Source organism: Streptomyces sp. NPDC001732 (assembly GCF_053596315.1).
In genome coordinates, this window is the sequence record NZ_JBSFFY010000053.1 from 34054 (window position 1) to 47567 (window position 13514).

Consider the following 13514-nt stretch of genomic DNA (forward strand, 5'->3'; position numbering starts at 1 on the left):
ATGTCCGTCTCCCCGCGAACAGCGGTTGCGGACCCGCCCAAGAGCGGGTCCGCAACCGCGGGGCAGCCGACGCGACGTCCGTTCTGGACCCGGCGCCGACGCGACCAGCTCGCCGGTCTCGCGTTCGTCTCCCCCCAACTCCTCGGCAGCGTCGTGTTCGTGCTGCTGCCCATCGCCCTGGTCGTCCGGTTCAGCCTGCACGAGTGGAACGTGCTGGCCGGCGACTTCCACTACACCGGCGGCGACAACTACACCAAGCTGCTGGACGACGCCAACCTGCCCCAGGTGCTGAAGTCCACGGCCCTGTTCTCGGTCGGCCTGGTGGTGCTCAACCTCTGCCTGGCCCTCTTGCTCGCCGTCCTGCTCAACCAGAAGCTGCGCGGGATGACGGTGTTCCGCACGCTGTTCTTCTCTCCCGTCGTGGTATCGCTGGTCGCCTGGACCATCGTGTGGGGCTTCCTGCTCCAGGCGGACGGCGGCATCAACGCCCTGCTGCGCACCGTCGGCATCGACGGACCCAACTGGCTGCGCGGCGAGGGCTCCGCCATGTTCTCGGTCATCGTCGTGCAGGTGTTCAAGAACGTCGGCCTGAACATGGTGCTGTTCCTGGCCGCGCTCCAGGGCGTGCCCAAGGAGCTGTACGAGGCGGCACGGGTCGACGGTGCGGGCGCGTGGACCCGGTTCAGGTCCATCACCCTGCCGCTGATCAGCCCGACGATCCTGCTGACGTCGGTGATCACCATTGTGGGTTCGCTCCAGGTGTTCGCGCAGATCGCGGTGCTCACCCAGGGCGGCCCGAAGCTGTCCACCACCGTGCTCGTCTACTACCTCTATCAGCAGGCCTTCCAGTTCCATCACTTCGGCTATGGCGCAACCCTGTCCATCCTGCTGCTGCTGATCGTGCTGGCGCTCACCGTGTTCCAGTGGCAGTTGCGTAAGAGGTGGGTCTTCTATGAATCGTAAAATCCCGCTGCGCGCCCGAGTCGCCCTGTACGGCCTGCTCTGCGTGCTCGCGATCCCCTTCGTCTTCCCGACCTGGTGGATGGTGACGTCGTCGTTCAAACCCATCAGCGACATCTTCTCCTACCCGCCACAGCTCATACCGACCAACCCGACGGTTTCGGCCTACCGGGAGGTCTTCGACGGGCGCCCGTTCGTCCAGCAGTACGTCAACAGCGTCTACATCGCCGCGCTGGTGACGGTGGGGACGATGATCGTGTCCTCGCTCGCCGGGTACGCCTTCGCCCGCATCAAGTTCCGCGGCCAGAACGTGCTGTTCCTGGTGGTACTGGTGGGCCTGCTCATCCCGAGCGAGGTCACCATCGTCCCGCTCTTCCAGATGTTCAACGACCTCGGCCTGATCAACACCCACTGGCCGCTGATCCTGGTGCCGATCTTCGGCGCGCCGAGCGTCCTGGCCACGTTCATCATGCGGCAGTTCTTCATCAGCCTGCCCCATGAACTGGAGGAGGCCGCCCGGATCGACGGCATCGGCTACTTCGGCACGTTCTGGCGGATCGCCCTGCCGCTGGCCAGGCCGGCGCTCGGCGCCGTCGGGATCTTCACCTTCCTGCAGAGCTGGAACCTCTACCTGGAACCGGTGGTGTACCTCTCCTCGCCGGAGAAGTTCACCCTGCCGCAGGCACTCACCCAGTACATGGACTCCTACGGCGGGCCCATGTGGAACGTCCAGCTCGCCGCGGCGTCGCTGACCGCGATCCCTGTGCTGGTTGTGTTCGTCATCGCCCAGAAGCAGTTCATCGAGGGCCTCGCCCATACGGGGCTGAAGTGAACGCCACACTCGGCATCGACATCGGCGGCACCAAGACGCTGGCCGCCCTCGTCGGACCCGACGGCGCCGTGCTCGACCAGGCGCGAGCCGACACCCCGGCCGCGCAGGGCCCGGACGCGGTGCTGCGGACCGCCGCCGACCTGGCCCGGCGACTCGGCGGCACCGGTCCGGTCGGCGTCGGCGCCGCGGGCGTCATCGATCCGGCCACCGGCGTCGTCCGGTACGCCACCGACTCCCTGCCCGGCTGGGCCGGCACCCCGGTGGCGGAGGCGCTGGCCCAGCGCATCGGCCGGCCCGTCGTGGTGGACAACGACGTCAACGCCGCCGCCCTCGGCGAGAGCTGGGCCGGGGCCGCCCGCGGTCACGCGCATGTGCTGCTGGTCGCGGTCGGCACCGGCCTCGGCGGCGGCCTGGTCCGCGACGGCGCCGTCGACCACGGGGCGCGCGGCGGCGCCGGAGAGATGGCCCATCTTCCGGCGCCGGACGCCGACGAGCTGACCTGCGGCTGCGGGCGCACCGGACACCTGGAGGGCGTGGCCTCCGGCACCGGGCTCGCCCGCGCCTACCGGCTGCGCACCGGGGCGGACGTCACCGGCCGTGAGGTCGCCGCCCGCTGCGCCGCCGGCGACGCAGCCGCCGCGGAGGTCCTCGCCACCGCCGGCCACGCCCTCGGCCGGACCCTCGCCGGCCTGGTGGCGCTGCTCGACCCGCAGACGGTGGTGCTGGCCGGAGGCGCCAGTGAAGCACTGCTGCCGCACACCCGCAGCGCCTACGCCGCCGAGCGACTACCGGTCCACGCCGACGTGAGGCTGGTCCCGGCCGCGCTCGGTGCCGCAGCGGTCGCCGTCGGCGCGGCCAGGGCGGCGATGATCCGGCGGGCCACGCGCCTGCCGACCGATTCCGGGCCGACCGGCACCAGCAGCCGACCCTCGTCGGTCACCTTCCCGCACACCACCGAGACGGAGCCCCAGTGAACGTTCTCGACACCCTCCGCGGCGGCCTGGTGGTCTCCTGCCAGCCGCTGCCGGACGAACCCGCCGACCCGATGCGCGACGCATCCGTGCAGGCAAGGGTCGCCGCCGCCGCGGTCCTCGGCGGCGCGGCAGGCATCCGTGCCAACGCCCCCGACCACATCGCCGCCGTGCGGGCGGCCGTGGACGTGCCGGTCATCGGCCTGTGGAAGGACGGCCCCGGACCGGTGACGATCACGCCGACCAGCAGGCACGCCCGAGCCGTTGCGCAGGCCGGGGCGCACCTGGTCGCCATCGACGCCACCGACCGGCCGCGGCCCGAGCCGTTCGCGGCCGTCGTCGCCGCCGTGCACGCCGCCGGCGCCCTCGTCCTGGCGGACGTGTCCACCGAGGCGGAGGGACACGCCGCAGCCGACGCAGGCGCCGACGCCGTCGCCACCACGCTCTCCGGCTACACCCCGCACGCCCCGAAGACCCCGGGGCCCGACCTCGGCCTGCTGGAACGCCTGGCCACGCGGCTGGCCGTGCCGGTGCTCGCCGAGGGCCGCTACCGCACCCCGGACGACCTGCGACGTGCCTACGCCGCAGGGGCACACGCCGTGGTGGTGGGCAACGCCATCACCTCACCCCTGTACCTGACCAGGGAGTTGGCCCGGACAGCTCCTGCTCACGCCGACGCGAACGGAGAGCACCCCTGATGAGAAGACGTACAGTCCTTACCGCCGCAGCCGCCGTCCTGGCCGCCCCGCTGGTGGGCCTCACCCCGCAGGCCGCCACCGCGGCCTCACGTCCGAGCCGCCGGATCGCCCTCGTCCCTCTCGACGACCGGCCCGTCAACGTCTACTGCCCGACCATGACCGCCGCCGTCGCCGGCGTCGACCTCGCACTGCCGCCGCGCAAGGCCCTCGGCCGGTTCTTCCAGCCCGGGGACGGCGCGGCCGTCGCCCGCTGGCTGGGCTCGGTCGGCGCCGACGAGTACGTGATCTCGGTGAGCATGCTCGCCTACGGCGGCCTGATCGCCTCCCGCACCGGCACGCCCACCCTGGAGTCGGCGCGGGCCAACGTCGCGGCGATCCCTGCGCTGCGGGCCGCCCGGCCGGGCGCGCAGATCGTGGTCCACGACACCATCCAGCGCCTCGCGCTGACCCCCGGCAATCCCGACCTCGAACAGTACGTGGCTTTGCTGGTCGAGTGGGCCAAGCTGTACGACCAGGTGGAGAACCTCGGCCAGGAAGAGCTGCGGCCCCGGCTCGAGGCGGTCCGGGCCGCCATCCCGGACGCGGTGGTCGACGACTACCTGACGGCGCGGGCCCGCAACCATGAGGTCAACCGGCAGATGGTCGAGTGGGTCGCCGACGGCACCATCAGCCATCTGGTGCTCTCCGAGGACGACACTGCCCCGGTGGGCCTGGCCCGCGCCGAACGCGTCGAGCTCGAGAAGCTGGTCGATCAACTGGGGGTCGGCCGGCGGGTCGAGGTCTTCCCCGGCGCGGACGAGGTGGACGCCCTGCTGGTCGCCCGGCTGATCGCCGCGGGCACCGCGCCCACCTACCGGGTGGAGTACGCCGGGATCTCCGGCGAGCAGTGGACGGCGGACCTTGAGGGCATCCCGTTCGCGGAGAACATCCGCCGGCACGTGAAGTCCGTCGGCGGCACCGTCGTCAACGGCCGCGCCGACCTGGTGCTCATGGTCAACACCCCTTCGGCGAGCGAGAGTCGGCGGGCGGCCGACCTCGCCGTGTTCGCCCGCCGGGCCGCCGGGCTGACGGCGGCCGGGGAGTCGGTCGTCGTGGTGGACCCGGTCTTCGTCAACCGCGCCGACCACGACCTGGTGGCCGAGTTGGAACAGCGGGTCGACCTGGCCGCGCTGCTGTCGTACTCCGGCTGGAACACCGGCGGCAATGCCCTCGGTCTGGCCCTGGCCCATGCCACCGCCCGCTGGGCGTTCCTGCGCCGCTCGACCAGCGGACTGGGGGTACCGGCGCTGACCGGGCCGGGCCGGGCGCACGCGGAGTACCTGCTCTACCGGTTCGTCAAGGACGACCACTGGAAGAACGTCACCCAGAAGGCCGCCTACGCGGAGGCCAGGTCCAAGGGGTGGAACCCTTTGAACCTGACGGCTGAGCAGAAATCGTTCTTCGACGGCTGGGTCCAAGACCGCCTCGCCCCGGTGACCCGCCAGTACTTCACCGACCACTTCGCCGGCCACCACCTCCTCCTCGGCCGCCGCGGCGCGACCACCCGCACCGCCGAGCTCGCCGACGTCAGTGACATCCACATCGAACTGCCCTGGGACCGCCTCTTCGAGGTGACCCTCGAACCCCGCCTCACCCTGGCCTGAGAGGAGAACGAACGATGCAGCACAACCCCCGTCGCCGCAGCATCCTTCTCGCCGGCGCCGTCGGCCTCGCCGGTGCCGCCCACCTCACCTCCACCGCCGCCGCGGCCCCCGCCCGCACCGCCCCCGTCACACCGCCCGCGCCCGCGCTCATCCCCAGGCCCCGCTCGCTGCAGATGACCGGCGGCCGGCCGTTCGAGATCACCGCCGACACCGCCGTCGTGGTGCGCCACCGGGCCCACGAGGCCCGCCGCACGGCCGAGTACCTCGCCACCTGGCTGCGCCGGGCCACGGGCTATGCCGTCCCGGTGGTTACCTCCGGCGCCGCCCCGCAGGCCATCACCCTGGCCGCCGACGACGAGACCGCCTCTGCCGAGGGTTACCGCCTCGACGTCACCCACGGCGGCGTCCACCTGCGCGCTGCCGAGCCGGCCGGCCTCTTCCACGCGACGCAGACCCTGCGCCAGTTGCTTCCCGCCGCAGCGGAGTCCGCCACCCCGCACGCCGGTCCGTGGACCATCTCCCCCCTGCACATCGACGACGCCCCGAGGTTCCCATGGCGCGGGGCGATGCTTGACGTGGCCCGGCACTTCTTCACCGTCGACGAGGTGAAGAGCTACATCGACATCCTCGCTCTGTACAAGATCAACCGCCTCCACCTGCACCTCAGCGACAGCCAAGGCTGGCGCCTGGAGATCAAGAGCTGGCCCCGCCTGGCCACCTACGGCGGCTCCACCGAGGTCGGCGGCGGCCCCGGCGGCTACTTCACCCAACGGGAGTACGCCGACATCGTCCGCCACGCCGCGGAACGCCACATCATGGTGATCCCCGAGATCGACATGCCCGCCCACGTCAACGCGGCCCAGGCCAGCTACGCCGAACTCACCTGCGACGGCGTGGCACCGCCGCTCTACACAGGCGAGAAAGGCATCCCCAACTCGCTGTGCATCGACAAGGACCTCACCTACCGGTTCATCGGCGACGTACTCGGCGAACTCGCCGACCTCACCCCCGGCCCCTACCTGCACATCGGCGGCGACGAGGCGCTGGTGACCAAACCCGAGGACTACCGCTTCTTCATCAGCCGCGCCCAGCAGACCGTGTACGGCCTCGGCAAGCAGATGGTCGGCTGGGAGGAGGTCGGCCTCGCCGACATCGCCCCCAGCACCGTCGTCCAGTTCTGGGCCAACGCCGCAAAGGCACAGGGCGCGCTGGCACAGGGCGCCAAGCTCGTCCTCTCGCCCAGCAAGAAGGCGTACTTCGACATGAAGTACGACGCCGACACGCCGTACGGGCACGACTGGGCCGGCTACACCGACGTCCAGGACGGCTACACCTGGGACCCGGCCACCTACATCCCCGGCGTCGCCGAGAACCAGGTGCACGGCGCCGAGTCCGCGCTGTGGACGGAGCGGGTGGCGACGTTCGAGGAGGTGCAGTACATGACGCTGCCGCGGCTCCCCGGCATCGCGGAGATCGGATGGTCGCCGGTCGACGGGCGGGGATGGGAGGAATACCGGGTACGGCTTGCCACGCACGCGCCGCGGTGGTCCGGGCTCGGGTGGCGATACCACCGATCGGTGGAGGTGCCGTGGGGGGTGACCCGGTGACCGGGGATCGCTGCTGTATGTCGCCGCGGTCAACGATCTGATCCCCCGCCCTGCGGGGCAAGCAGTACGGCCACCGGACGGGTGAAGGCGGGAGTGGTCGTGACAGGCAGGGCCCTGTGCCGTTGGTTGAGGTGTTCGACGTCTCAGCTGGCTGGCTCAGGAGCCCTGTTGGTGCCCTGTCCTGCCGCACTTGACCTCCCGCACGCACTCGTTGAGCGCGTCACGATGCTCATCGTCATCCGTGAGGGTGACCGCCGCTGCAAACTCCGTCCCTCGCGGCGGGCCCCGATGACGCTCGCGTACCTGCGCCGGCATGACACCCTCACCCAACTCGCGGTCGGTTTCCGGGTGTCGGTCGGCACCGCTCACGCCTACGTGATCCGGCTCTCCTACACAAAATTCCACGCGTACGGCGAGGTTCTGACCGTCAAGGACCAGCTCGAGGACAGTGCCCAGGTCGTGGTCGACGTGCGGGTGTACGACACGAAACTGAATCTGCGGGACACCGACAAGTTCACCTGCCCCACAGAGTGCAAGTACGACCTCGGGACGCCTGACGGCTCCGGCGACATCCCTGAGGGATGGGTCGTGAAGTTCCGGGTGGGAACGGACACGATGCCGTACCGAACCGACTGGATCAACGGATCCGCGTAGCTGCCCGCCGGGAGTGAGTCGGCAACCGACGTGTTCCTCGACTCGCTCCCGCTCAGCTGTCGTTTCGTGGGGGTGTAGTCGAGGTACGGGGAGCGGTGTGTGCTTGGGGAGATCCGGGATTGGGCGAGACCGTGTGAGCGCGGGTTTGCGGGGGCGCAGGCCTGCTGGTCCGGAGTTGTCTCTTCTTCGGCGAGAACACCTCGACGTTCCTCAGGCAGCGCCGACGGCTAAAGGCCAGGGCGTGTTCTCCCTTGGTGGTGCGGGGGTTGAGCCGGTGGATCTCGTCCACACGCACGCTCCGCAGCTTGCCCGGCGTCCTCGGACACTCGACCAGCCCAGGGCACAAAGCCACTCAAAACCCGGGGGCGAAAACAGGCACTGTACCCACGGGGCTCGGGTCGAAGTGTGCCCGGTTCTGGCCGAGGTCCCGGTGACGTGCCCTGCTGAGTGGACGGCAGGCAAACACATCGGGCCCTGGGACTGTTGGCTCAGAACGAGTCGCCATGCCAGTGGGTTGCTCCCGTGGCCTGCAGCGTGGCGCGTATCGCCTCCGGCGGGGCAAGGAGCGGGCGGGCCATACCCACCGCCTGCGTCCGCTCCCGGGCCTGGTCCTGGGCGAGAAGCCGGGGCAGGGCAGCGCGGACGGCCGGGTCCTCGGGGAGGTGGGCCCGGCCGACTGCGGCGCCCGCCGCACGGCCCCGGCGGGCCACCGCAGCGAGCAACTCACCGAGGGCCGCCGGTGCGGCTTCCGTCACCGCGCACTCGCGGACCTCGACGGCCTCGCCGATGTGCTGGGTCACGGTGTAGCCGACCGCCGTCCCCCCGTTGTCCTCGGCGACGAGCCATTCGGCGCCGGGGCCGTACCAGGCGGGCACGCGGTGGATCCAGTCGTCGGCCGTCCGCACTGCGGTGAGTGGGCGTGCGGCGTTGAATCCGGCGTGCAGTTCTGCCAACCGCGGGGCGTCGGCCGGGGTGGCGGCACGGATGCGGAAGCGGGGCTCGGGTGGGCCGACAGCGGTGAGCGGGCCCTCGGTCCAGGAGGTGTGGAAGCCGGTCCAGCCCGAGCGCTCGTAGACCCCGGGAGTGGCCGTGAACAGCAGGGACCATGTGCAGGACTCGGCGGTCATGGCCTCGGCGGCCATGGTGAGCAGTCGGCGAATCAGGCCGCGACCCCGTGCCTCGGGGCGGGTGGCGACATTGCCGATACCGCCCACCCGTTCGACCCGGCCGTGGGCGTCGCGGAGCTGTCGCGGCACGTAGCAGACGACGGCGTCGACCGTGTCACCGCGCGCGGCCACGAAGGTCCGCCGGTGGCGGTCGGGGTCCAGGGCGTGCAGCGCCGGGAGGTGCGGGGCGTCGAAGCAGAGCGCCCATAGCGCGTGCACGGCTGCCTCGTCGGCCGGGGCGAGGGTGCGCAAGGTGTGTGTCATGGCGTCAAGTTTCCTTCTGTGCTGACCCGGTCACCAACGGGTGACGGAGCTGAGCGTCGTACGCCGCGTACGCGGCGGGGCAGATGAAGCGCATCCGGTGCATCTGTTCGGCGAGCCTTCCGCCGTCCACGACGGTCCGGACCCCGTTGGTGTACGCCCCGGCGTCCGAGGCGAGCAGCAGCGCGCCCACGTTTTCGTCGGGCACCGAGTAGCAGCCAAGCGGAATACGCTCCCGGTAGGCCGTCTCGAACGCATCGCGGTCGAAGGGGAAACGCCGTCGATCGGGGTCCGGACCGTGCCGAGTGCGAGGGTGTCGGCGGTGATGCCGTGCGGTGCGAGTTCGACGGCGAGGGCTGAGCGCCGCATCGACGACACCGGGCCACGGCGTACAGATACCGTGGCCCGGTGTCCGAGCGTGGGTGTCACCTACGCCTGGTCTGCTGAAGGCTCACCGCGTCGACGTATCCGGTCATGAGGTTCCACGCGGACGAGTACAGCGAGACGCGGACCGACGCCGTACCGGGCGGAGCCGTACCACTGGCCTGCGCATCGATCCAGCGCCGCTGGTCCGCGCTGTGCAGCGGTGCGCTCGTCATCCGGCCGACCGGCTGGCCGGCCCTGTCGAGGAAGCTCAGCAGCAGCACCGAATCGTCGGTGCTTCCGTCCTCGATGTATACCTTGGCACGGGCCCGGTAGAACGCCCCCGCAGCAGCCGGCACCGGCTCACTGGTCAGCTCCGCCGACGCCTCGGGGCCGCTCCGGGCCGCATCGACGATCTTCATGCTGCGTCTGCCGGTGTACGCCCGCTCCTGGGAGAGGGTGAACAGACTGCCACCGCCCTGCCACCCCGGGACGGCGCCGTCGTCCAGCGACGCCACCTCGAAGCCGGCGTTGCCGACGGCCACGGCGCCGGGCAGGCCGCGGCGCACCGGGATCATCCGCAGCCGGGACGCCGCCGTCTTGCCGAGGAAGTAGATGTTCTCGTGGCCGTCGGCGTCCCGGGCCAGGGTCATGAAGGCGACCTCCTCGTCGTAGTCGCCGAGTGTCACGTGGTCCATGGTCTTGGGGTCTACAACGGTGAGCTTGCCGGCCAGGGTGGTGTACAGCAGGCCGTCGGCGCCCCGGCGGAGGTAGACCGGCCGCCACATGCCGTAGTTCTTCACCTCGGGGTAGACGTTCTTGTACTTGACGACCTGGAGGGTGTCCGGGTCCATCGCGAACAGGAATCCGTCGGCCGCGCCCCACAGCAGGCCGTCGCGGCCGAAGCCGAGACCGCTGATCATCTTCGGGCTGTCGAGGCCGGGGAGGTCGAGAGCGAACTCCTTGACCTTGCGTTCGCCGGCGACCTCCCAGACGAACATCTTGGCCTCGGACTCAGTGGCGTCGGTCCCCAGACCGCCGTGGACGGTGGTGGAGCCGTAGATCCGTCCGCCGCGCTGGGCGAGCCCGGCGACGCTCTGGTTGTGGACGATGTCGGGGTAGGTCTTCTTCTCCCCGGTGTCGGGGTCGTAGATGGTCAGCGCACCGCCGAGCTTTCCGTAGTCGGGGATGGAGCCGATGAGCAGCTTGCCGTCGTGGGCCTTCATCACGTACGGCCGGTCCTGTCCGGAGCCGAGACGGAACTTCTCGGAGACGGCCGGGGTCGCCGCGTCCAGCTTCGCCGAGGAGATGATGCCTCCGGGGTAGATGCCGAAGTACATCGTGTCGCCCAGGCCCACCATGCCCTCGGCCTGGCCCATCGGGAAGCGGGTGGTGCGGCCGGTGCGCGGGTCGAATCGGGACCCGGTGCCGCCGGGGTAGCCGCTCATGAACAGCGTGCCGTCCGGCGCCGCCTCCAGGTTGTGCAGCGGGTTCGGCGCGCCCCGCACAACCGAGGGCAGCGCCTTGCTCCGCCGTGACGCGATGTCGAAAGCGGTGATCCTGCCGCCCGACTGCAGGGTGACGAGCGAGGTCCCGGGGAGGTCCGGATCATTGAGCGGTATCCAGGCGGCACCGCGCAGCGAGGTACCGAAGGCGATTCCGGTCGAGCGGGACTCCAGCGTCGCCGTGTCGATCTCGTACAGCTCGCGGTTGTTGGTGACGTACACCTTTCCGTCCCGCGCCTGAAGCTGGTTGAAGGAGAAGACCCCCGCGTCGGAAGGCGTGTTCTTGCCGACGGACTTGTCGCTCCACTTGCCGGCGTCGAGGTCGTAGAAGAGCAGCTTCATCTGCGGGTCGGCGAACTTGACGAACAGCCAGCCGTCGACGACCGCCATGTCGTAGGCGAAGGGCACCTCCTGGGGCTCCACTTCGAGGAGCGCCGGGACCTGGTCGGAGATCTTCGTCTTCGTACCGGTGGCGGCGTCGAGCCGGATGACGTCACCGACGGAGCCCACGCCCGCGTAGACGGATCCGTCGTGGTAGGCGATGGAGCGCACGTACTGCTGGCCGGGCACCATCTGCCCGTAGTCGTGGAAGTCCTTGCTCTGCGGGTCGTATCTGAACACCTTGCCGTTGGGGAAGGTGCCGATCCAGACATTGCCCTCCGGGTCCGTGGTCATCGACCACAGCGACTTCTCGCCCGGAACGGTGCCGAGCTTGCGCACTTCCTTGTCGGCCGGACTGTAGCTCCACAGCTCTCCCGTCTGGCCGCCGGTGATGGCGGCGATGTAGACGGTGCCGTCGGGGCCGATCGCATGCCGCCAGGACTGCTGCACGCCGGGCAGCGTGAATGAGCGCAGCAGCCGGTTGTCCCGGATGTCGATGACGTTGAAGATCGCGTTCTCGGCGGAGACCGTCGCGTACATCGTGGGCCGGCTGTCCTCCGTGCCCACCACGGCGTCGTTGATGGAGACCGTTTCCTGCTGGACGCCGAGGTCGGCCTCGGGGCCGAACCACGTCCGGTCCAGTGCCGATTTACTGGTGCCGCCACCTCCCCGGGCCGCGGCCAAGGGTGCAGGACCCGTGACCAGAACGGTCAGGGCGAGCAGCAGGATGAGGAGTGCTCTAGGGCGTTTTCGGGGCACCGTGGTCCCTCCAAGTTATGAGAGTCTTCCAAATAAGTGGGCGTTTTGTTCGCGAGCTTGAGCGACATCGGCGTCCTTCTGACGCTTGACCATCGCAATATTTTCGTGGACTCTCTGATTAATCCCTATGGCCGAAACGACGTCAAGAGGAGTACATGGACGCATCCCGACCCGCCGGCGGTGACTTGGCGCAGCTGCGTCGGCTCAACGCGTTCGGCGCGCTGCGGGCGCTGAGAAGTGCCGGCGCGCCGGTGACGCTGACCGAGCTGGCCACGCTCACCGGTCTCTCCCGCGCCTCGGCGGAGGACCTCGCCACCGAGCTGACCGACCAGGGGTGGGCGGCCGAAGTCCCGCCCGCGCCCGGCGCGGTGGGGCGGCCGGCCCGCCGTTACCGCTTCCGGGCCGAGTCCGGTTACGTCTTCGGGCTGGACATCGGCGCCCACAGCGTCCTCGCCGTGCTCGCCGACCTCTGCGGCACGGTCGTCACCACGGCCCGCCGAACGGTGCCGCCGGACATCCGGCGCGCCGACCGGCTTGCCGTCATCGGCGACGTGATGACCGAGTGCCTGGACGACGCGGGAATCGACGCCCACCAGATCTGGACGATCAGCGCCGGCACCACCGGCGTCGTCGGCCCGGAGGGAGACGTCGTACTCGCGGGAGCGGCCGCCGACTGGACCGGTGTACGGCTCGCCGAGCACCTGGACGAACGCTGCGCCGGGGCGGTCCTGGTGGACAACGACACCCGGCTGGCCGCACTCGCCGAGCAACGCCACGGTGCGGCACGGGACATCGAGGACGCCGTCTACATCCACGCAGGTCTCGGCCTCAGCGCGGCGCTGATCATCGGCGGCCGGGTGCACCGGGGATACGGCGGCGCGGCGGGCGAGATCGGCAGCTTCCCCGTCACCCCCTGGGCGACCGCCGCCACCCGCCTGGCGTGTTGTCCCGCCGTCCCGTCCGACGTATCCCCGCGGAACGCCGCCGCCCATGTGCTGGCCGCCGCCCGCCGGGGCGACCCCGTCGCCGTGCGCGCCGTCGACCGTTACGCCAGCGACGTGGCCCTCGGCCTCGCGGCCATGGTGCTGACCATCGACCCGCAACGGGTCGTGCTGGGCGGGGGACTGGCCCAGTCCGCCGACGTCCTGCTTCCCCGCCTCCGTAACCGTCTGGAGCCGCTGTGCATCCGGGTCCCCGATCTCCAGCCCTCCTCGCTCGGCGACGACCGGGTCGCGCTCGGTGCGATCTGCCGAGCCGTCGAGCACGTCGAGACGACGTATCTCGCGCACAACCGGCGGCCCACGGCGGCGCGCCCGTGAACGGCCGTTCCGGACCCCCGTCATCGACCCGGACAGCCCGTGTTCCGGATCGCAGAGACCACTGCGCGGTCCGCCTTCCGGCTTTCAGGCGGCCCCGGTAAGCGCCGTATGCATCGGCAGCCGGCCCCTGTCAGTCCTCCGCACCCGATAACCGTTGACGGCTCCGCGTCCAGACATCGCCGCGGGAGACGCCTCCCGACCCGACCGTACGCCTTGTCCGTCGCGTGCCTCTCCTTCACCTCCAGGGAGCTCTTGGGAATGTCCATGCACCTTCCGATATCCGATCGGCCCGTCCGCGTGGCTCTCGTCGGCGCCGGCAACCGCGGTCTGACGTACGCCGAGTGGATCAAGGCGCACCCCGAGCGCGCCGAGCTCGTCGCCGTCGCCGACCCGCG

The 13514-nt window shown here is 70.5% G+C and carries 10 protein-coding genes and 1 pseudogene; 8 read left to right on the forward strand and 3 right to left on the reverse strand.

The genetic code is table 11. From position 1 onward, the window contains the following. From ACWCXX_RS31945 to ACWCXX_RS31975, 7 genes and pseudogenes are all read left to right on the forward strand, one after another. Nucleotides 1-963 (forward strand): carbohydrate ABC transporter permease, encoded by a 963-nt coding sequence (locus ACWCXX_RS31945; protein WP_451133352.1) that lies wholly within the window; start codon nucleotides 1-3, stop codon nucleotides 961-963. Continuing rightward, nucleotides 953-1792: a carbohydrate ABC transporter permease gene (locus ACWCXX_RS31950; protein ID WP_356091146.1), complete on the forward strand. Its 840-nt coding sequence runs from the start codon at nucleotides 953-955 to the stop codon at nucleotides 1790-1792. The genes ACWCXX_RS31945 and ACWCXX_RS31950 overlap by 11 nt, the downstream gene beginning before the upstream one ends. Further along, entirely contained in the window at nucleotides 1789-2766 is a 978-nt protein-coding gene (locus tag ACWCXX_RS31955) for an ROK family protein (RefSeq protein WP_451133355.1), read from the forward strand. The genes ACWCXX_RS31950 and ACWCXX_RS31955 overlap by 4 nt, the downstream gene beginning before the upstream one ends. Then, nucleotides 2763-3461, forward strand: a complete 699-nt coding sequence (locus ACWCXX_RS31960; RefSeq protein WP_451133356.1) for an N-acetylmannosamine-6-phosphate 2-epimerase — start codon at nucleotides 2763-2765, stop codon at nucleotides 3459-3461. The genes ACWCXX_RS31955 and ACWCXX_RS31960 overlap by 4 nt, the downstream gene beginning before the upstream one ends. Beyond that, on the forward strand, nucleotides 3461-5104 hold the full coding sequence (locus ACWCXX_RS31965) for a DUF4127 family protein (RefSeq protein ID WP_451133358.1): 1644 nt from the start codon (nucleotides 3461-3463) through the stop codon (nucleotides 5102-5104). The genes ACWCXX_RS31960 and ACWCXX_RS31965 overlap by 1 nt, the downstream gene beginning before the upstream one ends. A 14-nt stretch (nucleotides 5105-5118) precedes the next feature. Next, the gene (locus ACWCXX_RS31970) at nucleotides 5119-6711 is read left to right on the forward strand and encodes a beta-N-acetylhexosaminidase (RefSeq protein ID WP_451133360.1); all 1593 of its coding nucleotides are present in this window, start codon (nucleotides 5119-5121) and stop codon (nucleotides 6709-6711) included. Nucleotides 6712-6879: 168 nt separating this feature from the next. Further along, a pseudogene (locus tag ACWCXX_RS31975) lies at nucleotides 6880-7089 on the forward strand (transposase family protein); the annotation flags it as partial. Nucleotides 7090-7853: 764 nt separating this feature from the next. On the opposite strand, the gene ACWCXX_RS31980 reads toward ACWCXX_RS31975, so the two are convergent. The 3 genes from ACWCXX_RS31980 to ACWCXX_RS31990 form a co-directional block, all read right to left on the reverse strand. Then, nucleotides 7854-8795 carry a GNAT family N-acetyltransferase gene (locus tag ACWCXX_RS31980; RefSeq protein ID WP_451133362.1) on the reverse strand — a complete coding sequence of 314 codons (942 nt, stop codon included), beginning with the start codon at nucleotides 8793-8795 and terminating at the stop codon, nucleotides 7854-7856. 4 nt (nucleotides 8796-8799) lie between these two features. Further along, entirely contained in the window at nucleotides 8800-9000 is a 201-nt protein-coding gene (locus tag ACWCXX_RS31985; RefSeq protein WP_451133364.1) for a hypothetical protein, read from the reverse strand. Nucleotides 9001-9217: 217 nt separating this feature from the next. Continuing rightward, complete coding sequence (locus ACWCXX_RS31990; RefSeq protein ID WP_451133366.1) at nucleotides 9218-11800, reverse strand: hypothetical protein; 2583 nt, start codon at nucleotides 11798-11800, stop codon at nucleotides 9218-9220. Between the two features lie 155 nt (nucleotides 11801-11955). Here ACWCXX_RS31990 and ACWCXX_RS31995 point away from each other — a divergent pair, with 155 nt between their 5' ends. Continuing rightward, nucleotides 11956-13119, forward strand: coding sequence for an ROK family transcriptional regulator (locus ACWCXX_RS31995; protein ID WP_451133368.1), 1164 nt, complete (start codon nucleotides 11956-11958; stop codon nucleotides 13117-13119). The last annotated feature ends 395 nt before the right edge of the window (nucleotides 13120-13514 follow it).